This window comes from Pelovirga sp. C15f, from assembly GCF_057178085.1.
Map to the genome: position 1 here is coordinate 1 of NZ_JBXUCV010000002.1, position 25257 is coordinate 25257.

A 25257-nucleotide genomic window follows, 5' to 3' on the forward strand; every position below is an offset into this window, starting at 1 on the left:
CTGTTCGGCATGACCAAAGCTGTCGCTCAGGGCTCACGCAAGACGGCTGCCGCTAAAAACTAAAATCAGACTCATCACTGTGCTTGACCTAAACAATGGCAGGTGACCCGCAGGTCACCTGCCATTGCTGTTGGCGCTGGAAAAACCGGCACAAACACTGAAACCTCTTCAACCCCCGGAGGCAGCTAGCGCAGGGTTCCTGATGGCTCTGGCACTCCAGGTCAATCCGGGTGGTTGCGAAAAAGGGTGATTGTAGTTTTTCTGGAAAAGCTGTTGTCACCTGCTACACTCAATACACACGCTTTTAAGTTCCTCTTTGCATCAGTACCGGGCGCTGTTGTGCACACACCCGAGACGCTGATTGAAGTCCTTTTGTCTCTCCCGATGCAGGGAGTTTTCACTTGGGCGGTTACCTACACATAAGGGAGGATGCAAATGGACAAGATTCTGCGTATTAACATGGGAGCATCAGGCGGTCCTTCTCAGAACATTGAAACGGCGGGGGAGTTCAGCGCTCTTGGTGGCAGGGCGACAACGTCAATGATTGTTGCTAAAGAAGTCCCTCCGGATTGCCACCCACTAGGTGCGGAAAACAAACTTGTCATTGCTCCGGGCATGCTCAGCGGAACGACTGCTGCTATGTCCGGCCGGATTTCCGTCGGATGTAAAAGCCCGCTGACCGGTGGCATCAAGGAGTCTAATGCCGGTGGGCAGCCCTCCCAGGTAATGGCCCGACTCGGTTATGCGGCGATTATTATCGAAGGTAAGCCGGCCACCGATGATCTGTACAAAATTCATATCGACAAGGATAGGGTCACCATCAGTATCGATAACAGTTTAAAGCTGATGGATAACTATCCGCTGATTGAAACATTGCGTAAAGAATATGGTGATAATGCTGCCTATATCTCCATCGGCTCAGCCGGAGAACGCAAAATGGCCGCCGCATCCATTGCCTGCACGGATACTGAATTGCGTCCCAGCCGTCACTGTGGCCGGGGCGGTGTCGGTGCGGTCATGGGCGCCAAGCAGGTAAAAGTCATTATTTTTGATGACAGTGGCTGCACCCATCGACAACCGAAAGATCCGGAAAAGTTTAAAACTGCCAACCGTGCCTATATCGAAGGGATTCGCAAGCATGCGGTCTCGGGCGAAGGATTGCCCGCTTACGGAACCAATATCCTTACCAACGTCATTAATGAGGCCGGTGGCTATCCAACCAGAAACTTTAAAACCGGTTTCTTTGAAGGAGGATCCAGCATCAGCGGCGAGACCCAGGCCGAGCTTGAAGTCAAGCGTGGTGGTCTTGCCACCCACGGTTGTCATCGCGGTTGCGTTATCCAGTGCTCAGGGACTTATAACGATAAGGACGGCAAGTTCCTGACCAAACAGCCCGAATACGAAACCGTCTGGTCCCATGGTGGCCATTGTGGTATCGACGATCTTGACACCATCGCTATGCTTGATTATCTGGATGACAATATCGGCGTTGATACCATTGAAATGGGAGTCGCCATCGGTGTCGCCATGGAGGGTGGAGTGATTGCATTCGGCGACCGCGAAGGCGCGATCAGGCTGGTTCGTGACGAAGTCGGCAAGGGAACGCCTCTGGGGCGGATTCTAGGTAATGGTGCCGAAATGACAGGTAAGGCCTTTGGGGTTGAGCGCGTTCCTGTGGTGAAGGGACAGGCACTGCCTGCTTATGACCCGCGCGCCGTACAGGGGATTGGCGTGACCTATGCCACCAGCACCATGGGTGCCGATCATACCGCCGGCTATGCGGTGGCTACCAACATTCTCAAGGTCGGCGGAGACGTTGATCCGCTCAAACCCGAAGGGCAGGTCGACTTGTCCCGCAACCTGCAGATCGCGACAACCGCTATCGATTCCACCGGCATGTGTCTTTTTATCGCCTTCCCGATTCTTGATCAGCCGGAAACCTTTGACGCCCTGCTTGACATGCTGGGGGCCTTTTACGGTATCGAGATGACCGGTGACGATGTCGTCGCGCTGGGTAAAAAGGTTCTTAACATGGAGCGGGAGTTCAACAAAAAAGCCGGTTTTGGAGCCGAAGATGATCGTCTCCCGCGCTTTTTCAAGACCGAACCGCTGGCACCACACAATATCACCTTCGCAGTCAAGGATGAAGAGCTTGACGAGCTTTACAACTGGAGTTGAAATCTGATGCCGATTTAATCCCGGGACCAGGAAGGGTCTCGGGATTGTTAACTGCTGCGGTCAGAGTAGTTTACAGACACTTTTCAACAGAAAGCCGACCATGCGGGCTGTTGCCGATCTGCAATTACAGTTCACCCTGGATGCTGACCTGATCAGCACATTCTACCCGCTGCTGCAACGGGGTGTCTGGTTGCCGGTGACAACCGGCTGCAGCGTCATGAAGCTGCTTAACGACCAGTTAGGTCTTGCTGAAACCTATGTGCAGGATCGGATCACGACCCTGTTTCTCGACGGCAAGCCGCTTGATGATCTGACATCTTCATTGGTGAACAACGGATCAGTCCTGGCCCTTTCAACCGCCATGCCCGGATTGGTCGGCTCGACCATGCGCCGTGGTGGGCACCTGGCTGCCATGCGCGAAGCGATCAGCTATCATCCCCCACCGGTAGTGACGACCGGTTCAGGCACGGTTAAAATCAAGCTGTTCAATATGCTGATGAAAGAGGTCGGCCCCTTGCTGCTGGAGCGAGGCGTTGTTCTTGCGGGGCCTGAGCTGATGACATTGCTGACGGACGGGGCGGCTTTATTCCAGGAGGGATGTGCCTCTGTAACCGTGAATGGCCGGTCTTGCTGCTGTGCTGAATTCATTGAAAGGTTACCGACCATCGTGGCTCCCCAGCAGACAGCTTTAGTAAAGGTAAGATGGAACCAGCCTGGTTGGCACCGGATCGGGGAAGGAGCGTCATGATAAAAATCACCGTCAAGCTGTTTGCCTCATTTCGGATCGGCCGTTTTGATAAGGAGATCAGGGAGTATCCACCAGTAACGACGGTCGGCGATGTTGTTCGTGATCTTAAGATTCCCGAAACCGAGGTTGGCATCCTGTTGCTGAATTTTGTTCATGTGAATTTGCACCGGCAACTGGCTGACGGTGATACCTTGTCGATCTTTCCTCTGGTCGGGGGCGGGTGAGATGAAGCATCTTGACCCGGACCCGCTAAAGGTTTTTTTAGCCGACCACGCCCAGAACGATCTTGTTTCCTGGCAAAATGAACTGAAATTAATGGAGCTTCTCGGGTTAAGCTGCCACGAAGCAGACGAGAAGATCATGGCGTCCGGTTTTCTGCCGGCCCGCTATCAGCGGAACCGTCAGATGATAACAACGGTACAGCAACTCAAGCTATTAAAATCACAGGTGGCTGTGGTCGGTTGCGGCGGCCTGGGAGGCTACGTCATTGAGCAGCTGGCGCGATTGGGGGTCGGTCGGCTGCTGGTGATCGATCCGGATGTTTTTACGGAACACAACCTCAATCGGCAACTGTTTGCCACTATGAACACCCTTGGCACATCCAAGGCTGTTGCCGCGTTTAAACGGGTGCAGGAGATCAATCCTGCGGTTTCTGTCGAGTCCCGGCAGATAACTGTCGGACTTGATAACGGGGTTGATTTGCTGACCGGCATGGATGTCGTTGTTGACGCCATTGACAACATCAATGGTCGTCTGGAACTGGCCCAGCTCTGCAGTCAAATTGGCGTCCCACTGATCCATGGCGCCATTGGCGGCTGGTTTGGACAGGTGGCTTGTATCAAACCCGGCCAATCGACGATGCAGAAGCTCTATCCCAATCCGACAGCAGAGAAAGGGATCGAGTCGAGGTTCGGCAATCCGTCCTTTACTCCAGCGGTTGTGGCAAGTATGCAATCAGCAGCAGTCTGCAAAACCCTTCTGGGACAGGGAGAGGTGCTGGATGAGCGGGTATTGTTAATCGATTTGCTGGAGTTGCAGTTTGATAACATTCCGATGTGATGAATCATGTTAGTCAGTTTGTTCACAGGCAGAAAAAGCTCAAAGTAAACAGGAGGATAAGATGTTCAGGCTGATTTCAATTGGATTAACCATTTTTTTTATGTGTGGTCTTTTCAGTCCGGTCGCGGCGGCTGAACGGTTGCGTCTGGCAACTACCACCTCCACCGAAGCATCCGGCTTACTGGCGGAGTTGCTGCCATCTTTTGAACTGGCCAACGACTGCAAGGTTGACGTGATCGCGGTTGGTACCGGCAAGGCCCTCAAACTGGGAGAGTCCGGCGATGTGGATGTTGTGCTGGTGCACGCCCGCAGCCTGGAAGACGCGTTCATGACCAATGGTTACGGCAGCGAACGGCGCGATGTCATGTACAACGATTTTGTTCTGCTTGGCCCGCCGCATGATCCTGCCGGCGTTCTGGGCAGCAGCGATCTGGCTGCAGTAATGGACAAGATCGCAAGGGCTGGAGTCAGCTTTGTGTCGCGCAGCGATGAGTCCGGCACCCATGTTCGTGAGCGACAGCTCTGGCAGGCTGCCGGCGTGGTTCCTCAGGGAGACTGGTATCTGGAGGCGGGGCGCGGTATGGGAGAAGTCATCATCATGGCGAACGAACGCCAGGGCTACACCCTCAGCGATCGCGGCACTTACCTGGCATTCAAGGACAAGATAGATCTCAAGCTGGTATTTGCCGGTGATCCGCGCCTGTTTAATCCTTACGGGGTGATCATGGTGAATCCGGCCCGGCATCCCCATGTTAAACAGGAACTGGCCGGGAAATTCCTTGACTTCTTGACCTCGGAGGAAGGACAACGCTTGATTAACGGTTTTAAAATGGCCGGAGAACAACTTTTTTATACGCACTAAGAGGTATGCGTGAACTATCTGTCCGACTCGCTGCTGGCCGCTGTTGCATTGATATTCAGTCTTGACCGGGAGGTCCAGCTTGCAGTCTGGACCTCCCTTTATACTGCCGGTGTTGCCATTGTCATTGCCGCTACCCTCGGCGTACCGATCGGTTTGTGGCTCGGATTGAAGCGGTTTCCCGGTCGCAGGGTGATGATAACCCTGCTGAACACCTTGATGGCGTTGCCGACGGTGGTCATCGGCCTGGTCTTGTTTGGTGTCTTCAGTCGGCAGGGTCCGTTGGGCGAGTTCGGGTTGCTGTTTACCCCGGTGGCGATGATTGCCGGACAGACCGTGCTGGCCACCCCGATTGTCGCCAATTACGTTCTCGCCTGTGTCACCGGAGCTGATCATCGGGTGATTGATACCGCCAGGACCTTAGGCGCTACTCAGTTCCAGGCGTCGATCCAGCTGATCAAAGAGATTCGCTTTGGTGTGATGGCCGCGCTGATCGCAGGATTCGGACGGGTGATCGGCGAGGTCGGCGTGGCAATGATGCTGGGCGGCAATATCCGTGGTTCAACCCGCACCATGACAACGGCGATTGCCCTCGAAACCAGCAAAGGAGAGTTTGTTTTTGGCTTGTCTTTAGGCATCGTCCTGCTTAGTGTCGCACTGATTGTCAACCTGTTTCTGAACATTCTGCAACAAAGGTAAGGTCATGGAGCCGGTTGTCTGCTTGAGGCATATTCTCTTTAGTCGCGGTGATTTTCGTTTGTCTGTGAACCTTCTGGAACTTTTTCCCGATAAGGTTTATGCCGTGATCGGGGCAAACGGTGCAGGCAAGAGCACCTTGCTGAGAATCATGGCCCTGCTGATCAACCCGCAACGGGGAGTTGTAGAGTTTCCCGGCTTAACATCCAGGGATCCTGAACAATTGCGCAAAAAGGTCACCTATGTTGAGCAGTCCCCGTATCTGTTTCAGGGGACCGTCAGCGACAACCTTGCCTACGGGCTCAAGTTGCGGGGAGTATCACGCAAGGAGCAGGGACGACGGATGAGGTTAACCCTGTCCATTGTCGGACTCGAAGGTTTTGAACATCGTAAAGCCAGAGAGCTTTCGTCCGGGGAAACCCAGCGCGTGGCATTGGCGCGAGCCCTGGTGTTTAAACCCGATTTGCTGCTGCTGGATGAACCAACAGCAAATATCGACGTTAACAGCCGTCCCGCCTTTGAAGCTCTGCTGGCGAGGTTGGCAAAGTATGGAATTACCGTTGTTTTTTCTACTCACGACCAGTTTCAGGCGCAACGTGTCGGCGCTGAGCTTCTGTCTATCCAGGAGGGTGTGTTACAGGATCCGGGTGCACGATGTCATTTCTGAACAACCTGCCCGATAACAGTGTGCGACGGCTGACCAAGGTTGCCGTCAGGACAATTCACCTGATCGGCATGGCGGGAATGTTCGGTGCCGCCATGTATGGTGCCGCGGAACCGACCTATTTTTATCTGACCATGTTGTCAGGTGTCGTTCTGGTCGCGATGGAGGCCTATTCCGGCTGGATCTGGTGTGTCCAGTTACGGGGTGTTGCCGTCTATCTGAAATTACTGCTGCTGGCGTTATTGCATGTTGCCCTGCAGCACACCATGGTCATCCTGATTGTGATGATTGCCGTCTCCGGTTTTATGTCCCATGCCCCAGGCTGGATTCGCTACTATTCTCTGCTGCATGGAAAGGTTGTATATTCACATAAGGACCTGCTCGGATAAAAACAGCTGAGCAATTTACCGAACAGTTACTATCCAGGCAACAGGAGGCAACAATGAAACATGTCGTTATTACCGGAGCGAACCGGGGCATTGGCCTCGAACTGGCACGTTATTACGAGCGTGAAGGGTGGCAGGTTACCGGTGTCTGTCGTGAATCCTCAACCGATCTGGCAGCCGTGGCCAAGGTCATTGACGGGATCGATGTTACCAGTGCTTCAGATGTGAAGCGTCTTGCCGATATGCTGCACGGTACAACTATTGATCTGCTCATCAACAATGCCGGGCTGTTACAGGACGAAGTGCTTGGCCGGCTTGATGTTGATTCCATCCGTCAGCAGATGGAGATCAATGCCTATGCGCCATTGCGCATCAGCGAAGCCTTGTTGCCGAATCTTGCTGCCGGCAGCAAAATTGCCCTGATTACCAGTCGCATGGGCTCGATTGCCGATAATGATTCCGGGGGACGTTACGGCTACCGTGCTTCCAAGGCGGCCCTCAACGCGTTTGGCAAGTCTCTGGCCGTTGATTTAAAGGATCGTGGCATTGCAGTGGCGCTGTTGCACCCCGGTTATGTTAAAACGCGGATGGTCAATTTCGGCGGCCTGATCTCACCGGAAGAGTCAGCGCTTGGGCTGGCGCAGCGGATTGCCGCGTTGACTCTTGAAAACAGTGGCTCTTTCTGGCACAGCAACGGTGAAGAGCTGCCCTGGTAGGGGGTGCGGCTTTTAATGGCAACATCTGATGGTTACTCTTCTTCATAAAGAACGTCTTGATAGCGTGGTTGATGCTCTCTGTGCCGGTGGTGCCGAATCGGTACTGGATCTGGGCTGCGGACCGGGTGAGTTGCTGTTGCTGCTGGCTCAGCAGCGGCAGTTTCGTAAGATTGTCGGGATTGATACCTCACAGGAGGTATTACAGGAAGCCAGGCATCAACTGGCGGTTCACCAGCATCCGCCGGATGGCCGGCGGTTGTGTCTCTATCAGGCTTCTTTCACTGACTTTATTGAAGATTTAAAGGGGTTTGATGCCGTAGCCCTGGTCGAGACCATCGAGCATATTCCGCCTGGACGTCTGTCTCTGGTGGAGCGCGCGGTGTTTTTTGGCTATGCCCCCCGCACGGTAATCATCACCACCCCCAACAGCGAATATAACCCCCTCCACGGCATGCCACCGGGGCAGTTTCGTCATCCTGATCATCAATTCGAGTGGGATAGACAGAAATTCCGCCGCTGGGCGCAGGGCGTTGCCGGGCGCACAGAGTATCAGGTGGGCTTTACCGATATTGGTGAAGTTGATCCGGTTGTCGGTGGTTCAACGCAGATGGCCGTGTTCAGCCGTATCTGTTAGGAGCGAATTCCATCACTTGGAAGGTTTTTTCTTCTCCTTGACTTTTTTTTCGTCTTTTTTCGACTTTTTTGTCTTTTCTATTTTTTCCGGCTTACAAACATCCCCTTTATCCTGGGTGAAGGCCTCGCATTTTTTGCAGACATACTTTGCCTTGTTTTTTTTGACATCGGATTTACCTTTTAAACAGCTCATCTGCTAACCTTTTAGACAGTCGTTGGGTAGTTGGTAGGTGCAGTCCTGTTAAGGCGTGCCTTGCTATAATCAACCAGAATGGTCAGATATTGCAAGCCATGCCGGCCTCTTGCGGGAGAATGAGAATGAAAAAACTGACCCTGATCCGCCACGCCAAGTCAGACTGGAACAGCGGCGTGGCAAGTGACTTTGATCGTCCCCTGAATCGCCGGGGGAACAAGGCAGCACCGATGATGGCCGCACGTATCCGTGAACGTAAGCGGATCCCCGATCTGCTGGTCAGCAGTCCGGCACAAAGAGCGGTAGAAACAGCCGAGCTGCTGGCACATGAACTGGATCTGCAGCAAGAACAGATTATCTATCAGCGGGATATTTATGCAGCCACCCCCGCCACCCTGGTCGAGATGATTCACCAGCTGCCCGGGGCGGAGCATATCGCGCTGATCGGACATAATCCCGGCATGTCTGAGATGGGCCTGTGGTTATGTCCGCAAGCCCCTGAATGGCTGCCAACCTGTGCGGTGCTGGAACTCGAACTTGCTGCTGATGACTGGTCGGCGGTTTCGGCAAATTGCGCTACCCTGCTTTACTACGATTACCCGAAGAAGTAAGCAGACGTTGCCTGCCATAACGACCGCCCGTCCGGTGAAGTATTCTTCCGTCGGCAACACCTTTGCGAGAGGGAGGTCAAATCATGAAATTACACCCTGGTCGTCACCCCATCATTTATGTCCGTGGCTTCGCTATGCGCGATGCCGATATCGAAGAGACCGTGAATACCCCCTACATGGGCTTTAACCTCGGTTCGACACGGATCAGGCAATCCCATGATCAATCCTTTCTACACTATATCTTCGAGTCCCCGCTGATCCGGTTGATGAAGGAATACGGCTATCAGGACGTCTATCTGGAGGGGAATATCCGCGCTGGTCGCATCCCCCAGCAGAGCATGGTTATCTACCGCTATTATGAACAGGCGCAAACCGGAGAAGGCCGGCGCCCGGGCATTATCGAAGCCGCCAGCGGGCTCAGCGATCTGATTGAGCAGGTACGACATCAAGTGTGCGACGGTGATCCCGAGGCCGAACGCGACTTCAAAGTGTATCTGGTGGCTCATTCCATGGGCGGACTGATCTGCCGCTGCCTGCTGCAGAATGATCAGGTCGGCAGCACAACGGCAAAACGCAGTGTAGATAAAGTCTTTACCTACGGGACCCCCCACAACGGCATCGAGATTGGCGGGATCAATGTCCCGAGGATGCTGGGACTGTGGGACATCAGCAACTTCAACCGCAAGCATATCGCCGAATATCTTGATCTTGCGCCACGTGACGACAAGGTGAATCATCTGAACGGCAAATTTCCCCCGGAACGATTTTTTTGCCTGGTCGGGACCAACCCTCGTGATTACAGCCTTGTTCGCGTGGGTGTCGGTTCGGCCAGCGATGGTCTGGTACGCATTGAAAATGCTTATGTGGAAGGTGCGCCACGCGTCTACTGCCATTTAAGTCACAGCGGTCATTACGGCATGGTGAACTCGCAGGAAGGCTACCAAAATCTGGTGCGCTTTCTGTTCGGTGACCATCGGGTGGTTCTGCGCCTGGTGCCGGAAAAATTACCGCTACCCCCCGCCATCCGGAAGAAATACGAGGCCAATCAGCAGGTGCGCGGATCCTACCTGTTTGAATGCACCATGATGCCGAGGGGGGAGGTTCCGATTCCCCTCACCGACCGCCGCACCGAACATGCCTCGGCGGTTTTTCGAACCTTTGACGAGATGTTTTATCCCCAGCGTGCGCAACTGACACGGCCCAGATACCCCGTGTTAGGCAGCATTTTTCTCGATTCCGCGAAGATCACCTCCGGGAAAACCATGGTATTCACTGTCGACCTTGCTGTACGCAGCACCGATTTCTGGGTTGACGGCATCCTCTCCATCAACAGGCGTATCCCGGATGAAAACCTCTACCGCGATAACATCGTACTCAATGTCGCGTTGAATAATGAGGGGTGGACGCTACGATATGTTGAATCCGATGACAACTGGGGTGAAAACCGGGGCACCGAGCTGAGTCACGATGAGAACGGGCATTATATCCCGCTCAGCAATCGCAAGGGATTTCGCGCGAAACTCTACTTTGATGTGACCTCCTGGGAATGATCAAATCCTGATGTGGGTGGATAATTTGATGGAGGCAATCAGCAATAACGAGTCGGGCAAATTGATGTATGGGGTTTGTCTGTCATCCTGTATAATATACTAAAAACTAACCAGGTCATCCTTGCAAAAGCCATATGCCAATTATCACAGCATCACCATTGGTGTATGGGTTTGCACCATTCAACAGACAGGAAAAGCCCACGATCACGTTACCGAGGGCTTTTCCTGAAATACGCTATAGAATTTTAGCATTTTGTGGCAATGCTGTTTTTTCAATCCGGGACAATCTCAGCCAATCTTTTTGGGGACACTTGATGGGCCGGCAGTCTACATGGCCGCTTTTTTTTGACTCATTTCAATGCAGATCAGCTGTGAACCGGTTCCAGACTGTGGTTCCACTCGAGAATGGCGGCTTCCAGCGTTTCGCCGGTCACCATATGCTCACAGTTGTCATGCGAGCAGTAAAGTCCCCAATGACTGTGGGGAGCAAAATCACTCGGTCCGAAAATTTTCACCTGACCACCACAACGACAAGGTCCCGCGACACTTAATTGATGTGCTTCCATAACATACCTCCATGAAGTTTTCTGCAAACAAAGGGCTCAGGCGGCCCATACATAATCGTCAGCTTCGACACATTCGGTCTGACGCGCCAGGAAACTCTGTGGATGAGCATCGACAACCATTTCTGCATGACCATGATTGATCGACCAGGAGCTGCCGCACACAGCACATTCCACCAATCCTTCAGCAAACTGGTGGGATTGCATCGATAAAACACTTTGTTCATAACTTCCGCACACCGGACAACGCATCTTAATCCTCCATTTCGTTATCTATTATTTTTTACCATAAAAGGTTTTATGTACAAATTGTGAACCCTCACCCCTCTCCTGTCAAGGTTTTATTTTAATTTTTTTCTTGTAAAACAGCATGTTACAGGATTTTCTATTTTACTGGGCAGATCGATAGTTTATTTTTTACTGTTTATGGTTTTAGATCAGTTCAGATTACCTTCTAAGATACTGATTTTATTTGACTATTAGAGTTTAAAATCGAGTTTGAGTTAACCGCTTCAATCTGTTGCCCTTTCATGACGTAGGTTTAAATCTCTCATGTGAACAGTAAAAAAAATTGACGGTGTTTCAGGATAAAATGGTGCCTCGCAGAAACAACTGAAAAAAGGTGACCTTGTTCTCTGGTTTCAGGATGTGCGCTAAATGGTCTATTTCCCTCAGGCATGATTTCGCTGACCGAAGAGGCGTTGATAACCATGGGCGAAAGGTAATTTGATATGCCGTGGCAGCTGCTGGTGCTTCTTTTTGAAGGTAAGGAAAATCCATTTGTGCTCCAGGATATTGAACACAGCCGCAAGGTCATACAGGGGCGGTACAACGAGGGTCACCTGCTTGCCGACACGTTGCAGTTCGCTATAGAAAAGTTCAGGGTCATCCACATGTTCCATCGTGTGTGAACAGAGGACGGTTTCGAAATGATCATTTCCAAAGGGAAGATTGTAGATATCGTTGACCTGGATAAACCGTGGAAGGTTCTGATGTTTGACAATATCAACATTCACCCCGCCGCCGTCGGTTCTGCCACAACAAATATTCAAATCCCATTTGTGACCATTGAGAATTCGTTTCTTTCCCAGAAAATAGCTCACATAGTTTGCCAGCAAAAGATACAGGGCGATGATCAGCGCCAGGATGATTGATTCGGTCAACATATTTCCCTTTCTTTCATGGTAGCCACAACAAATAAAAAAGCCCTTACCCCAAAAGGAGTAAGGGCAAATACAAACCTGAAGGGTCGAAGAAAAGTGACAAGAAGATATGGGGGCGCAATGGTTTAAACCTTGCGGGCAATCAAGGGAATCAACAAGTTAATGTACCATCATGTTGGACGCAAACTTCAGCATCCGCTTGATCGGTGAGGGCTGGCGGTGGCGCAGCGGGTGCATGGACGCAGTTTCCGGGCGCATCATATCCTGCAGGATGGTATTCCAGCTGTAGGTTGACTCGACCCGTTCACGTGCGTTGCGCGCCAGTAACCGGCACAGGCTCCCACCATTTGCCAGATCCGCCAGCATCTCCTCCAGCCGCGTTACCCAACCTTGGGTTGATGATACATCGAGGACGTAACCGGTTTGTCCGTCGCGGACGATCTCGCGTGGTCCACCGATGTCGGAGACCAGTGCCGGCAGACCGCAAGCCTGGGCTTCGAGGACCACCATACCGAAGGTGTCAGTAGTGCTGGGAAACAGAAACAGATCGTGACGATTGTAGAGCTCCGGCAGCTCAGTGTAAGGAACTTTTCCGGCAAAGGTGACATCAGGCAGATCGGTACAACTATTCCGCAAGGTTTCCAGGTAAGGGCCAATACCGACAATGGTCAGCGATATGCCGACATGCTGCCGGAGAATACGGCGATAGACGCCGATAAGAAAATCAAGATTTTTGTCTTTTGAAATACGCCCGACATAGAGCAACCGGGCATTACTGAGTGATTTGCCGATCATGATCGGCTGAGGCTTGAAATGCTCGGTGCGCAACCCACGCCGGAACAGTTCCATATGGCGGTGACGATAGCCACGCTTTTTCAGTAACTCCATGTATTCCGTGGTCGGCACCAACAGGGTGTCGAACTGATTGAAAAACCACTGGCTGTATTTCTCGATCAGTGCCGAAACCTCCGGCTGATCGATGATCGCCTCGGCCTCCATGGTGAAGTCGGTATGGTAGATCCCTTTCACCGGGGTTCCGAGCATCCGTCCGATGAGCACCCCGAGCAGACCGACCGGCCCCGGTGTCGAAACATAGATTTCGTCAGGGTCTTCCTCGTAGACCGCCTTTAGCATCCGCAATACCGACGGCACAGTGACGGTCAACTCCTCATAATGGGGTAGTTTGAAGGAGTGCATCGGTGGAATTACGAGGCTCGCTGCGGGCAGGTTTTCCACCTGCTGCGCTGGAGTCAGGCTCGAGAGGATACGAATGCCGTACCCCTTTTCGTCCGCCAGTCGGCCGATGGTCTGCAGGGTCATGGAGACCCCGTTCAGATCAGTATAGGTGTCGGTCATCCACAGGATTTTCTTGGCCCTGGGGGTCTTCACGTGGCCAAGGCTGGTGACCAGGCTGTTGATCAGCTGGCGATCGCCGAACATATGCTTGAAGGCGGAGAAGAAAGGGACGGAGAGAAAAATTCCCGGAATACTGGAGGAGAGGCCGGCGATAATCCGAATCAGATCCATCTCTTCCAGGTTGGTGGTGAGGGATTCCAGCAGGGAGCGGAAATACTGATCGGAAATATCGCTAAGACAGTCATAGAGCAACTCAAGACGCGTATCAATGTCGTCCTGGTCGAGGGTGCGGCTGGTTTCAATCAGTCGGACAATGCTCTGGTAGATGTGATTATTCTTCTGTGAACGCATACGGTTTAACCGCAGCCGATCCTTGAAGCTGAGCTTTTCTTCGGAGAACAGGTAACGGGTCAAATCGCTTAAGGTCGAGTGGGCAAAAGCGGTACTTTTTTGCTGGGAGAAATCGAAAGCGATCTTGTAGATCGCGAACGTCAGGCCCTGAAAGTTGTTCTGGCGCCCCTGCGGCAGCAAACGACCCAGCTTGATCTGCTCTATGAATTCTGCCGGGGTTTTTGCCACCGCCCTGGTGCTGGTTTTGGCGATAAAAAAACCGGCGTGGTCATCGGAACCGCCGGTTAATCCTTTTTTCCAGGGGCTCTCTCCCCAGGGAGCAATGCCGTGTTTTTGTTCCAGTCGCACGATATCGTTGGCGGTCAGCTGCGACAGAACCATGGATAACGAATCATTGTGCAATGGACTGCGACTGCCGTTACGCCCTTCAAAGTTGTTGAACAGCAGCAGCAGTTTTTCCAGATGATCCAGGGTCAGACGATCATTGACGGCATAGGTGGCATGGGCAACCACACAGGCCAGATCCTGTTGCTGCAGGTAATCGCGTAAATCGTAAAGGTTTTTACGCAACTCCTGAATCCGGGCAAACTGCTCACGATCAAGTCCATAAATCAGGATATGAACCTTGCAGCCATCCTCGGGAAAATAGGCGGTTGCTTCCACCCCGGTGAAGCAATGATCGGGGTGTTTCTCCACCAGTTCGAGGGAGCCCTTGATCCGATTATGATCGGTGATGGTGACAAAGTCCATGCCGCGCTGACGAGCGAGGGAATAAATGGTTTCCGGTTCGGTATAGGATTCTGAAGCGCCAAGCCGCTGCAGAAACCACTCGGAGGGGTGGTTGGAATATTTCGAGTGAACGTGTAAATCGGCCAGTGCCATACTGATTACTCTCCTTTTGTTTTTCACCGATTATCTGCCTCAGCGTTAGCTTTAGATAAGAAAATCATAAGGATTGTATTCAATGTGAGGGAGAACCTATTTGTTCATCAGTCAGCACATCTTTAAAAAACCAAGATCAACTCTGGGTAGACTCATCAATTTCTAACCGAGATCTTGCGTTGTCTTAACCCGCCACATCTAAAAACTCCTGATCAAAGCCTTTTACTGTTACTCCAATGTGTAAGGGCTATTGTTATTCGCGGCTATTCTTACTTTTTAAAGGAGACAACCCCATGACCAGGCACCTGCAAAAACACGCTACAAACTTAACCCTGTTGCTGTTTACCTTATTTCTGTTGATGGTGCTCAGCGCCGGCGCCGCTTCAGCTATGGATCCCCGCTTTAGCGATAAAGACGGCGACCTGGTGGCCGATATTCCCACAGACCCAACGCAGTGGGTCGATCCCGATACCCTGGTGTTTGCCTATACGCCGGTTGAGGACCCGGCCGTTTATGCCAAGGTCTGGGACGGATTCATCAAACATATGGAAAAGGTTACCGGTAAAAAGGTGCAATTCTTTCCGGTTCAGTCAAACGCTGCCCAACTTGAGGCCATGCGTGCCGGGCGTCTGCACGTGGCCGGCTTTAATACCGGATCCAATCCAATTGCGGTTAACTGTGCCGGTTTTCGCTCTTTCGCCATGATGGCACGGGCTGACAACAGCTTCGGATATGAGATGGAGATCATCACCTATCCCGGTTCCGGTATCAGTGAAATTGAGGATATCCGCGGTGGCAAGATGGCCTTTACGTCTCAAACCTCCAATTCCGGCTTTAAAGCCCCTTCAGCACTGCTGGCCGCTGAATACGGACTGGTTGCTGAAAAAGATTATGAGCCGGTATTTTCCGGCAAGCATGACAACTCGATCCTTGGTGTTGCCAATAAGGATTATCCGGTAGCGGCGATTGCCAATTCGGTACTGAATCGCATGCTGTCCCGCGAAGTGGTGAAACCGGAACAGATTAAAACCATTTATAAGTCGCAGACCTTCCCGACCACCGGTTACGGCGTGGCGTACAACCTCCATCCGGAACTGCAGAAAAAAATCCAGGAAGCTTTCTTCAGCTTTCCCTGGGAGGGATCGGCCTTAAAAGAAGAATTCAAGAATTCAGGTGAAGCGAAATTTATTCCTATCACCTACAAAGAGCACTGGGCCGTGGTACGTACCATCGATAAGGCCATGGGTGTCACCTATGATTGTCGTTGATCAATGCTGACCCTCACCCAACTGACAAAACGCTATAAAACCGGAGACCTGGCCCTGCAGGGAGTCACCCTTGAGATCCCTCAGGGGCAGGTGGTCGGCCTGATCGGCCCCTCAGGGGCGGGCAAATCAACCCTGATCCGCTGTATCAACCGCCTGGTGGCCCCGACGGCAGGAACCGTGCAGCTCAAAGAGCTCGAACTGACCGCGCTGAGCCAGTCGGCATTACGGCGTGCCCGGCGGCGCATGGGGATGATTTTTCAGGAATATGCCCTGGTCGAGCGCTTGACGGTGATGGAGAATGTGCTCTCCGGGCAATTGGGCTACGTCAGTTTCTGGCGCAGTCTGTTCCGCCGCTTTCCAGCTCCAGCAGTGCGGCAGGCCTTTGCCGTGCTTGACCGGGTTGGCTTGTTGGATCATGTCGATAAACGGGCTGATGCCCTGTCCGGTGGTCAGCGTCAGCGTGTCGGTATCGCGCGTGCCTTGTTGCAGAATCCGGATTTATTACTGGTTGATGAACCGACCGCGAGCCTCGATCCAAAAACCTCGCGCCAGATTATGCGCCTGATCACCGAGATCTGTGCGGAACGTCAATTAGCGGCGATTATCAACATCCATGATGTTGCCCTGGCGCAATTGTTTGTCCAGCGGATTATCGGGCTGCGTCAGGGGCAAGTGGTTTACGATGGCGCACCTGACGGCCTGACCGCTGAAGTGCTGACTGATATTTACGGCGCCGAGGACTGGAATGCCACTATCCGCAAAGAACCTGCCGAGGAATCCCCCGTGGAGGAGGAAGAAGAGTCACTGACCGAGAAAAAACTGGCGGTTGCCCGATGAATGTTTCAGCTGCCGTTGCCGGTGATTATCCGAGCCACTGGAAAAAGCCCCCATTTATCAGCAATCAGTGGTTGCGCTACGGGCTGTTGCTCGGCATTGTGGCTTATCTTGTTCTTGGCTTGAATTCCATCGAGATCAACTGGTCTCGGGTTTGGGACGGTCTGCCGCGCGGCTGGGCTTTTGTTTCCGGGTTTTTCACCCCCGATTTTCTTTCGCGCGGTGGGGATATCTGGGCGGGTATCGTCGAAAGCCTGACCATGACCCTGACGTCGACCGTCATCGGAGTGCTGATTTCAGTACCTATCGGTGTCGGTGCCGCACGCAATCTTGCCCCGGCACCGGTTTATCTGGTGTGTCGCTCTATCATCGCCCTGTCCCGCAGTTTTCAGGAGGTGATTATCGCCATCCTGTTTGTCGCGATGGTTGGCTTTGGTCCGCTGGCCGGATTTCTGACCCTGGCCTTTGCCACCATCGGCTTTTTATCAAAACTGCTGGCTGAGGATATCGAAGATATCGACGAATCCCAGACCGAAGCGATTCGGGCAACCGGTGCCGGTTGGCTGCAACTGATCAATTACGGCATTCAGCCGCAGGTGATGCCGCGACTGATTGGTCTGTCCCTCTACCGGCTCGACATCAACTTTCGTGAGTCAGCGGTGATCGGCATTGTCGGCGCCGGCGGCATCGGCGCAACCCTGAACACGGCTATTGACCGCTACGAATATTCATCCGCGGCCGCGATCCTGATCATCATTATCGGTATTGTTCTGCTGTCGGAGTATCTTTCCGGCTTTATCCGCAAAAAGGTGCAGTGATGCCGATACTTGATCGGGATGGAAACAACATCTGGCAACATCGCACCAGTCGCAAGCAATGGCTGGCATGGTTCGGCTGGTTGCTGCTGGTAGCCCTGTTCGTATTCTGTTGGCGCCTGATGAATGAAAATACCCTGTGGATTTTTGTCCAGGATGCCCCCCAACAGGTGATGGACATTACTGAGCGGATGACCCCGCCACGCTGGGGGTACATGGAACGCTTGTGGAAGCCACTCTGGGATACCCTCAATATCGCCACCCTGGGAACCCTGCTGGGCATTGTCATGGCCGTCCCGGTTGCCTTTATGGCAGCCCGCAACACCACTCCAAGCGAGCGTTATCTGCGACCTCTGGCGATACTGGTGATCGTCTCCTCGCGCTCCATCAACTCACTGATCTGGGCGCTGCTGCTGGTGTCGATTCTAGGGCCCGGACTACTGGCCGGAATTATCGCCATCGCCCTGCGCTCCATCGGATTTATCGGCAAACTCCTGTATGAAGCCATCGAGGAGATCGATCACTCCCAGGTTGAAGCGGTCCTGGCCACCGGTGCCACCGGATCGCAGGTGCTCGACTATGCCATCGTCCCCCAGATTATGCCGGCTTTTGCCGGGATATCAGTATTCCGCTGGGACATCAATATCCGTGAATCCACGGTTCTCGGCCTGGTGGGTGCCGGCGGCATCGGCCTGGAGCTGTCCCACTCCCTCAATACCCTGGCCTGGCCGCAGGTTAGTTTGATTTTTATCGTCATCCTGGGCACGGTGGTGGTCAGTGAGTGGGTATCCGCACGGGTGCGGCATGCCATTATCTAGAACAGTTAAGCCGCCGCCACAGCTGATCCTGTTTGACCTTGACCACACCCTGCTGGCAGCGGACACAAACAGCCTGTGGCTTGGTTTTCTCGCTGATCAGGGGTATCTTGATAAAGAATGGATCACTCGTGAGCAGCAACGCTGGTATGCCGATTATGTCAATGGTTGCCTGGATTTTTCGGCCTACATGAGGTTTCAGCTGCAGCCGTTATGTGGCATTCCACAAAGGGCACTGATGACGTTGCGAGAGCTGTTTAGTGAAAAAAAACTGGCACCGCATATTGCTCCCGGAGCCACTGACCTGGTCAGTGCGCATCATGATCAGGGGCACATCTGTGCCGTCGTGACGGCGACCCACCATTTTCTGGCCGAACCGGCGGCAAAGCTGGTCAATATCAAGCATCTGATTGCTAGCGAAGCGCAACTGATTGATGGCGTTTTTACCGGATGCCCGGGACAAACGCTCTGCTTTGGCGAGGGTAAAATCATGGCGGTCGAACAATGGCTGGAACGGACTGGAGTGGGACCCGCCCTTCTTGATGGCGCGTCATTCTACAGTGATTCCAGCAATGATTTACCGTTGCTGGAGCGCGTTGCCAACCCCGTTGCCGTTGATCCGGATGAGAAGTTGAGGAATATTGCTACACAACGTGGCTGGCCGGTTATCAGCCTGCTACGCCGATCTTCAACATTCATCAGGCGCTGAACAGCCTGAAATAACAGGAATATCATGTACACCAAGGAGCGTCAGATTGCTGTCGAGGTCATGCGTCAAGCAGCGCAAATGACCAGGCAGATACGGGAAAAATCCGGCAAGCCACAAACGATGCTGAAACCGGATACTTCGCCGGTGACAATTGCCGACTTTGCGGTGCAGGCTTTGGTATGTCACGTGCTTAACCGGGAATTTCCCGAGGATGCGATTGTTGCCGAGGAAGATGCGGGTTCCCTGCGTCAGGCAAATGGAGGTTCGGTCTTGGAGGAGGTGAGCGCATATCTTCAGCCTTATGTCTCCAACGCCGAATCGGAGACTGTGTGTGACTGGGTCGATCTGGGCAACGACGCACCGCAGGGGCGCTTCTGGGTGCTTGATCCGGTTGATGGCACCAGAGGCTTTATCCGTGGAGATCAATATGCCCTTGCGTTAGCGCTGATCGATAAAGGCCGGATTGTTCTCGGCATCCTGGCCTGTCCTGCGCTGATGTTACCGTCAGAAAGGTTGGCGGGGCAACTGTTCTATGCTGTTCGTGGTAGCGGGGCCTTTATGACGGCTCAGGATAGCGGTCCGGCGATCAGGCTTGGACTGACTGAATCTGTTGAGTCGGATCGTTATCGACTGCTGGAAAGTGTCGAGACGGACCATAACGATCGCCCCCGCCAGGAAGCCATCGCCCGATCGCTGGGAATGACTCTGCCTCCCATGCGGGTCGACAGCCAGGCAAAATATGCCCTGCTGGCCACAGGGATGGGGGCACTTTATTTACGTCTGCCGCAACAAGAGGCTGTCAGCCGGCACGAAAAAATCTGGGATCATGCCGCAGGTGTGCTGATCGTCGAGGAAGCCGGTGGCCTGGTCACGGATCTGGATGGTCAACCCCTGGATTTTTCAGTTGGCGCCCTGCTCGCTGCCAACCGGGGAATTGTTGCCGGTGTGACTTCGGCTCACGCTGAGGCAATCCGTGCTCTGTCGATCAATGGAAAACGGCCGGATTGATCAAGTCCGATCACTCACCACGGGACGGAAAGATCTGACCTGTCCGCTTCTTGCAATAACGCCTTGACCTTTCCCCGGATTCTACTGCTGCCGGCATGCAGCAGGGTTTCCGCACAGACCAGCGCCAGCGAGCGCTCCGGTTCATCAGGGGCCGGACAGGTGATACGATGATGACCCCGGTGGATCACCTTCACCGGCTCGGACAACAGCCAGCTCAGCTGAAACTCGTTGTCATAGGCGTCAAGAACGGTTGCCAACGACAGCTGCGGAATCGTTCTGGAGATCAGTTTGACACCGGATTTTTCTGCAAACTCAAGAAGATCAAAAAGTCTCTGCCGGTCAAGACGATGAACCAGTGACGGGCTCACCTCCTGCTCATCAGATTCATCAAGCAGCAGGCCGGAGGATGAACAGTGGTAGTTTTTCAGCATTACATATTCCAATGGCGCCGCCGTTCTACCAGTTCCTGTGACTCAACCGACAGGGTCGCGATGGGATAAGAGCGCAGCCGTTCAACTCCGATCTCTTCCTCAGTCATCAAGCAATAGCCGTAAGTACCGTCACTGATCCGTTGCAAGGCGGCCTCGACCTGGACGAGAAGGGAACGTTTACGGCGATAATTAATCATTTCCATGGTGGTTCCGCTTTCCTTGATACTCTGATCGACAATGTCGCCAACCCGCTCATCCTGAAGACGGATGCGCTGGCGAGATTCGTTGTACTCAATCTGTAAGCGCTTTCGCCAATCCGTTAAGATCATTAGAAAATAATCGAGCTGATCATTGTTCAGATAATGATCCTGGTTCCTCAATGGCAGTGCGATATTCTGTTGCATACTCATCGATTCCCTCCCGGCTGTGAATTTACGATGTTTTCATTTTTATTCCCGTTAACAGGCGGTGTACCTAACGACAGTCGGGACGCCACAGACAGCAGGTTTCTTCACAGTTATCTGCCTGATCAGTCATAAAGCACACCGGGTTCTTTTCCGCCGACTGGATCGACCGGATCAGCTCTGTTTTTCTCAATCGTCCTATCTGGACACCCTTTTGTGCTGCCAGTTTTTTTATTTCTTTCACGTTCATGAACTGCTCTCCTTTGCTTGTACCCTTCGGTCTGACAGGATTTTCGAACTTTTTAGCGCTAAATTATTAGGAAACGACCAGAAAGGGGTGATTTTTGTGTGAGAACCTGCCAGTTAGGCTCTGAATCGGCAGTGCACCGGTTACGTTGGTCGGTGGGTGCCTGTTGCGTGTATTGACTCCTGACAGGTTGCCGGGCACACTTGGACAAGGATTCGTAGCTCAGGGTTAAAAGACTTGAAGCAGCCTGAAGCAGCACGCAACCAGACCATCTATCGGATATCCTTTCCTCCACTGAAACTGGACAAATCAATGCATCTTTTTGCCTACGGAACACTTATGTGTCCGGACATTATGACAGAAGTATCGGGGCTGCAGCGGTCGGTTACCTTCGCGACTCTGCGTGGTTACCGGCGCTTGCGGGTCAAAGGCGAGGATTATCCCGCCCTGGTGCCGGACACGGCCGGTTTAGTTACAGGGGTGATTTACCGGGATATCACGGAGGCAGCCTGGACCCTGCTGGACCGGTTTGAGGGTGAAATGTACGCGCGTCTGGGCGCGCAGGTTGAACTCGCTGACGGCACCGTTGCGGCGGTGCAAACCTACGTTGTTAATGGAGGTTTCGGTACTTGCCTGGAGGAGGTTGAGTGGGATTTTGCAGAATTCCTGGGCAGCGGCAAAGAAAGGTTTCGCACGTCCTACAAGGGGTACCTGGAACTGTCCTGAACAATCTATCCTGATTAGTCCAGATCAAAAACCAGATCAAGGCCGCCGGTGCGCGGCCCCGCCCGCCGCCATCCTTTTATATCTTGCCACAAAAGAGGATGCGGAAAAAGGCGCCCATACTCCTGGTCCGCTGACGCGGATAGCGGTCAGCAAGCCGATTGCATGACGGGTCGGCAAAACCCGGCTCTTGCCTCAAACTGTTGCTTCCCTGTACCCGCCACCCAAGCACTCTCGTGCCCGCTGCGTCACAATGGGGAAGAAGGTCAAGTGCAACTGTAGGCGCGCGATTCATTGCGCCCTGTTTCCCTGGCATAAATTGACAACACCTCACTAATGGGGTATCAAGAAAATAGGTACATTTTCAGGGGGGCTGAGGATGAGGAACACCACACTGAAGATCAAACGCCACCGCGTCGGCATTATGCCGGTCGGTGGCGTTTGATACTGACAAGGGCCCTTCAATAGGCATTGTTGTACGGGTCCGTCTATATACAAGTTCGCCCTAAATTGTCGTCTCTGCTATGGCGCGCAAGGAGGAACAGCCATGCCGGATTCAGTACGCAGTGCATTCGTGATGATCATAGGCATACTTGTCTTGCTTGGCGGTTTTGAGCACGCTGCTGCGCAATCTGTCAGCCCATTGAGCGCTGAAAATTCAGACCCAAGGAAGTTGGGTTGGATGGCGGGTTTTCCCCCTCCGCCTGAAAAGCTGATTATGCAGCCGGAATCCGATTTCTTTAGCTTCCCTAAGTTGCGCTGGACGGTATGCCACATTCGGGAACTGATGCCGACAAAGCAAGTGAATAGAGGCATCGACGCGCCAGGCCGGCTGGATTACGCAGTTAAAGAAGGTATTGACGCCGTAACCTTCACACCTATGGGTGGAGGGAAATCGATGACATGGAAGGGGTCGCTTTCGGCCAACTACACCGATGGCGTGCTCATCCTTCACAGGGGCCGGATTGTTTACGAAAAGTACTTCGGTTGTCTCAACGAGATGGGCAAGCATGCCGCTATGTCGATGACCAAATCCATTACGGGACTCTTGGCCGAGATCCTGGTGGTTGAGGGACGGCTCGACGATACGGCAAAGGTCTCTTCAATTATCCCGGAACTTAAGGAAAGCGCGTTTGGTAGCGCGACTGTGCGTCAAGTCATGGATATGACCACGGCGCTTGACTACAGCGAGGACTACTCCGACCCAAAAGCGGATATCTGGGTCTATTCAATGGCAGCAAGCCCACTTCCGAAACCAAAGGATTATGAAGGCCCAAACGGCTATTTTGAGTATCTGCAATCCGTTAAGCAGGACGGCGTCCACGGTGAGGTATTCGGCTACAGAACCGTCAACACGGACGCATTGGGTTGGCTTGTATCGCGGGTCACGGGCAAAGACCTTGCGCACTTGCTGTCGGAGCGTATCTGGAGCAGGATGGGTGCAGAGCAAGATGGATATATGACTGTAGATGCTAAGGGAACGCCTTTCGCCGGCGGCGGACTCAGTGCCGGTCTGCGAGACCTGGGGCGCATTGGGCTTTTAATGCTTAACGGCGGAGAGATTAACGGGCATCGCCTGTTCCCGAAAGCCGTCGTAGAGAACATTCGAGGCGGTGGCGATAGGAACGCTTTTGCCAAGGCTGATTACAAAACGCTTAAAGGCGGTAGTTACCGTAGTATGTGGTGGATGCTTCATGATGAACATGGTGCTTTCGCTGCCCGGGGTGTTCACGGACAAACCATCTATATAGACCCAACCGCCGAGATGGTCATCGTTCGGCTTGCATCTTTTCCCACCGCTAAGAACGCACATATTGACCCAACCTCGTTGCCTGCCTATCAAGCCGTAGCTAAGTATTTGATGAAACAGTGACGGGCACATAGATATGGGTAAACAAGGCGTTCCAACGGACGGCAATGCTGCTACGCTATTTTGTCGCTGGTGTGCTAGACGTTATGCCTAGGAGATATTCATGAATTTTGGCATTCTTGTATTCGATCAGGTCGAAGAACTCGATTTTGTCGGGCCGTGGGAAATGCTCACCATGTGGAAAAAGCACGCCGATGGCCCTGAAAACTGCATTATTGTTAGCGAAAGGCTTGAGCCAGTCATTTGTGCAAAGGGGCTGTCGATCAACCCGCACGCTTCATTTACGTCTTGCCCTGTTCTTGACTATCTGCTCATTCCGGGAGGCCAAGGGACACGCACAGAGGTTGACAACCCGGTGCTCATTGATTTTGTTGTCAATCAAGCTAAGAACTGCAAGGCTGTTCTGTCGGTCTGTACCGGTTCCTTTGTGCTGCATGCCGCAGGGCTGTTATCCGGCAGGAAGGCAACAACGCATTGGGGGTCTTTGGAACGATTACGAGCACTCGGTGACGTAACGGTTGTTGAACAGCGCTATGTTCAGGACGGTAACCTATGGTCTTCTGCCGGGGTTTCTGCCGGCACGGATTTAATGCTCGCTTTCATTGCAAGTGTTGCCGGTGAAACAGCTGCCGGTAAAATACAGTTTGCAGCAGAATATTACCCCTCTTTGGTCAGGTACGGTGGCTTTGAAAACCACGCCGAAGCCCCTGCATATGTAAAAAATACCTGACAAAACGTGGATGACAGATAAGCCCCTGCAATGTTGCAAATAACAAAACCAGGTGCGGTGGGTTGCAAGCATCGTTTCACCCGCCGGTTATCGTTGAGCGCTTGTCAGCGCGCGAAGCTACCCACAAAAAATGGATAAAACAGCCGTTACAATCAGTGCCTACAATGAATCAGCGGAAAAATTCGCTGCGAAATTTATGGATTTTGCTCCGTATAAAAGCAGAATTCTGCATTTCCAGAAAAAGTACGCTTCTCAAGCTACATCAGTAATCGATCTGGGTTGCGGCCCTGGGAATGTAGCAAAAATTTTCTGCGACCAAAAGCCGGACTACGAGATAACAGGCATTGATCTATCTGAAGAAATGGTGAGGCTTGCAAGGTTAAATGTCCCAAACGGGGAGTTTCATGTCGGGGACCTGAGGTGCATTGACCTGCAAAACACCTACGACATCGCCATTGCATCATTTTGCATTGTCCATCTTTCAAACGAAGAAACCGAACAATTCATTCAACGTCTGAGCAACATCGTCAACCCCAATGGTTACCTCTACCTTTCCTTCATGGAAGGAAACGCAGCTCACTACGAATCAACAGGTTTTTCGCAAAAACACATCTATTTCAATTATTTTAAACGAGCATCGATAATCAAACTGCTGGGATCGGCGGGTTTTGAAATAAAAGAAATAACGGAACAGAACTACGAAGAAAACGACGGTGAAATCACAAAAGACCTTTTCGTTATTGCCCAGAAAAACACTCTGATGTCAACGCGGACGGGAAATACGTCAGCGTAATC

Annotated in this window: 29 protein-coding genes; 22 read left to right on the forward strand and 7 right to left on the reverse strand. The window is 52.7% G+C overall.

What is annotated here, in order from left to right; genetic code table 11:
- The first annotated feature begins 435 nt into the window (after window positions 1-435).
- The 12 genes from AC1931_RS05135 to AC1931_RS05190 all read left to right on the forward strand — a co-directional run bounded on the left by AC1931_RS05135 (window position 436) and on the right by AC1931_RS05190 (window position 10293).
- Entirely contained in the window at window positions 436-2178 is a 1743-nt protein-coding gene (locus tag AC1931_RS05135) for an aldehyde ferredoxin oxidoreductase C-terminal domain-containing protein (protein WP_483876170.1), read from the forward strand.
- A gap of 100 nt (window positions 2179-2278) precedes the next feature.
- Window positions 2279-2926, forward strand: a complete 648-nt coding sequence (locus AC1931_RS05140) for a hypothetical protein (protein WP_483876171.1) — start codon at window positions 2279-2281, stop codon at window positions 2924-2926.
- Window positions 2923-3150, forward strand: a complete 228-nt coding sequence (locus tag AC1931_RS05145) for a MoaD/ThiS family protein (protein WP_483876172.1) — start codon at window positions 2923-2925, stop codon at window positions 3148-3150. Before AC1931_RS05140 ends, AC1931_RS05145 begins: the two co-directional genes overlap by 4 nt.
- A gap of 1 nt (window position 3151) precedes the next feature.
- On the forward strand, window positions 3152-3985 hold the full coding sequence (locus tag AC1931_RS05150) for a HesA/MoeB/ThiF family protein (RefSeq protein WP_483876173.1): 834 nt from the start codon (window positions 3152-3154) through the stop codon (window positions 3983-3985).
- Between the two features lie 61 nt (window positions 3986-4046).
- The gene (locus tag AC1931_RS05155; protein ID WP_483876174.1) at window positions 4047-4847 is read left to right on the forward strand and encodes an ABC transporter substrate-binding protein; all 801 of its coding nucleotides are present in this window, start codon (window positions 4047-4049) and stop codon (window positions 4845-4847) included.
- Window positions 4848-4856: 9 nt separating this feature from the next.
- Window positions 4857-5543 carry an ABC transporter permease gene (locus tag AC1931_RS05160; protein ID WP_483876175.1) on the forward strand — a complete coding sequence of 229 codons (687 nt, stop codon included), beginning with the start codon at window positions 4857-4859 and terminating at the stop codon, window positions 5541-5543.
- 4 nt (window positions 5544-5547) lie between these two features.
- Window positions 5548-6207, forward strand: a complete 660-nt coding sequence (locus tag AC1931_RS05165; RefSeq protein WP_483876176.1) for an ABC transporter ATP-binding protein — start codon at window positions 5548-5550, stop codon at window positions 6205-6207.
- Window positions 6195-6593: a hypothetical protein gene (locus AC1931_RS05170; RefSeq protein ID WP_483876177.1), complete on the forward strand. Its 399-nt coding sequence runs from the start codon at window positions 6195-6197 to the stop codon at window positions 6591-6593. The genes AC1931_RS05165 and AC1931_RS05170 overlap by 13 nt, the downstream gene beginning before the upstream one ends.
- Window positions 6594-6646: 53 nt before the next feature.
- Window positions 6647-7306: an SDR family oxidoreductase gene (locus AC1931_RS05175; RefSeq protein WP_483876178.1), complete on the forward strand. Its 660-nt coding sequence runs from the start codon at window positions 6647-6649 to the stop codon at window positions 7304-7306.
- A gap of 28 nt (window positions 7307-7334) precedes the next feature.
- Window positions 7335-7940, forward strand: a complete 606-nt coding sequence (locus tag AC1931_RS05180; protein WP_483876179.1) for a methyltransferase domain-containing protein — start codon at window positions 7335-7337, stop codon at window positions 7938-7940.
- Between the two features lie 317 nt (window positions 7941-8257).
- Complete coding sequence (locus tag AC1931_RS05185; RefSeq protein WP_483876180.1) at window positions 8258-8743, forward strand: SixA phosphatase family protein; 486 nt, start codon at window positions 8258-8260, stop codon at window positions 8741-8743.
- Window positions 8744-8826: 83 nt separating this feature from the next.
- A complete protein-coding gene (locus AC1931_RS05190) occupies window positions 8827-10293 on the forward strand; it encodes an esterase/lipase family protein (protein WP_483876181.1) in 1467 nt (488 codons plus the stop codon).
- Window positions 10294-10658: 365 nt separating this feature from the next.
- Here AC1931_RS05190 and AC1931_RS05195 read toward each other — a convergent pair whose 3' ends face one another.
- The 4 genes from AC1931_RS05195 to AC1931_RS05210 all read right to left on the reverse strand — a co-directional run bounded on the left by AC1931_RS05195 (window position 10659) and on the right by AC1931_RS05210 (window position 14608).
- Window positions 10659-10859, reverse strand: a complete 201-nt coding sequence (locus tag AC1931_RS05195) for a hypothetical protein (RefSeq protein ID WP_483876182.1) — start codon at window positions 10857-10859, stop codon at window positions 10659-10661.
- A gap of 36 nt (window positions 10860-10895) precedes the next feature.
- On the reverse strand, window positions 10896-11108 hold the full coding sequence (locus tag AC1931_RS05200; RefSeq protein WP_483876183.1) for a hypothetical protein: 213 nt from the start codon (window positions 11106-11108) through the stop codon (window positions 10896-10898).
- Window positions 11109-11527: 419 nt separating this feature from the next.
- Complete coding sequence (locus AC1931_RS05205) at window positions 11528-12022, reverse strand: class I SAM-dependent methyltransferase (RefSeq protein ID WP_483876184.1); 495 nt, start codon at window positions 12020-12022, stop codon at window positions 11528-11530.
- A gap of 156 nt (window positions 12023-12178) precedes the next feature.
- Complete coding sequence (locus AC1931_RS05210; RefSeq protein WP_483876185.1) at window positions 12179-14608, reverse strand: glycosyltransferase; 2430 nt, start codon at window positions 14606-14608, stop codon at window positions 12179-12181.
- 293 nt (window positions 14609-14901) lie between these two features.
- Between AC1931_RS05210 and phnD the strand changes: the two genes are divergently transcribed.
- The 6 genes from phnD to AC1931_RS05240 are packed head-to-tail and all read left to right on the forward strand — an operon-like array spanning window position 14902 to window position 20057.
- Window positions 14902-15876: a phosphate/phosphite/phosphonate ABC transporter substrate-binding protein gene (phnD, locus tag AC1931_RS05215; protein WP_483876186.1), complete on the forward strand. Its 975-nt coding sequence runs from the start codon at window positions 14902-14904 to the stop codon at window positions 15874-15876.
- A 3-nt stretch (window positions 15877-15879) separates the two neighbouring features.
- The gene (phnC, locus tag AC1931_RS05220; RefSeq protein ID WP_483876187.1) at window positions 15880-16713 is read left to right on the forward strand and encodes a phosphonate ABC transporter ATP-binding protein; all 834 of its coding nucleotides are present in this window, start codon (window positions 15880-15882) and stop codon (window positions 16711-16713) included.
- Window positions 16710-17528, forward strand: coding sequence for a phosphonate ABC transporter, permease protein PhnE (phnE, locus tag AC1931_RS05225; protein ID WP_483876188.1), 819 nt, complete (start codon window positions 16710-16712; stop codon window positions 17526-17528). Before phnC ends, phnE (AC1931_RS05225) begins: the two co-directional genes overlap by 4 nt.
- On the forward strand, window positions 17528-18343 hold the full coding sequence (gene phnE / locus AC1931_RS05230) for a phosphonate ABC transporter, permease protein PhnE (RefSeq protein ID WP_483876189.1): 816 nt from the start codon (window positions 17528-17530) through the stop codon (window positions 18341-18343). Before phnE (AC1931_RS05225) ends, phnE (AC1931_RS05230) begins: the two co-directional genes overlap by 1 nt.
- Window positions 18330-19049, forward strand: coding sequence for an HAD family hydrolase (locus AC1931_RS05235; RefSeq protein ID WP_483876190.1), 720 nt, complete (start codon window positions 18330-18332; stop codon window positions 19047-19049). Before phnE (AC1931_RS05230) ends, AC1931_RS05235 begins: the two co-directional genes overlap by 14 nt.
- 24 nt (window positions 19050-19073) lie before the next feature.
- Window positions 19074-20057 (forward strand): 3'(2'),5'-bisphosphate nucleotidase, encoded by a 984-nt coding sequence (locus AC1931_RS05240; RefSeq protein ID WP_483876191.1) that lies wholly within the window; start codon window positions 19074-19076, stop codon window positions 20055-20057.
- Between the two features lie 14 nt (window positions 20058-20071).
- Here the strand turns inward: AC1931_RS05240 and AC1931_RS05245 are convergent, their stop codons facing one another.
- The 3 genes from AC1931_RS05245 to AC1931_RS05255 all read right to left on the reverse strand — a co-directional run bounded on the left by AC1931_RS05245 (window position 20072) and on the right by AC1931_RS05255 (window position 21142).
- A complete protein-coding gene (locus tag AC1931_RS05245) occupies window positions 20072-20488 on the reverse strand; it encodes a hypothetical protein (protein ID WP_483876192.1) in 417 nt (138 codons plus the stop codon).
- Entirely contained in the window at window positions 20488-20898 is a 411-nt protein-coding gene (locus tag AC1931_RS05250; RefSeq protein WP_483876193.1) for a TraR/DksA family transcriptional regulator, read from the reverse strand. The genes AC1931_RS05245 and AC1931_RS05250 overlap by 1 nt, the downstream gene beginning before the upstream one ends.
- 64 nt (window positions 20899-20962) lie before the next feature.
- On the reverse strand, window positions 20963-21142 hold the full coding sequence (locus tag AC1931_RS05255) for an SAP domain-containing protein (RefSeq protein WP_483876194.1): 180 nt from the start codon (window positions 21140-21142) through the stop codon (window positions 20963-20965).
- 234 nt (window positions 21143-21376) lie between these two features.
- Here AC1931_RS05255 and AC1931_RS05260 point away from each other — a divergent pair, with 234 nt between their 5' ends.
- From AC1931_RS05260 to AC1931_RS05275, 4 genes are all read left to right on the forward strand, one after another.
- On the forward strand, window positions 21377-21865 hold the full coding sequence (locus AC1931_RS05260; protein ID WP_483876195.1) for a gamma-glutamylcyclotransferase family protein: 489 nt from the start codon (window positions 21377-21379) through the stop codon (window positions 21863-21865).
- Window positions 21866-22409: 544 nt separating this feature from the next.
- Window positions 22410-23735 carry a serine hydrolase domain-containing protein gene (locus AC1931_RS05265; protein WP_483876196.1) on the forward strand — a complete coding sequence of 442 codons (1326 nt, stop codon included), beginning with the start codon at window positions 22410-22412 and terminating at the stop codon, window positions 23733-23735.
- A 100-nt stretch (window positions 23736-23835) separates the two neighbouring features.
- Window positions 23836-24462 (forward strand): DJ-1/PfpI family protein, encoded by a 627-nt coding sequence (locus AC1931_RS05270; RefSeq protein WP_483876197.1) that lies wholly within the window; start codon window positions 23836-23838, stop codon window positions 24460-24462.
- A gap of 130 nt (window positions 24463-24592) precedes the next feature.
- Window positions 24593-25255 (forward strand): class I SAM-dependent methyltransferase, encoded by a 663-nt coding sequence (locus AC1931_RS05275; protein WP_483876198.1) that lies wholly within the window; start codon window positions 24593-24595, stop codon window positions 25253-25255.
- The last annotated feature ends 2 nt before the right edge of the window (window positions 25256-25257 follow it).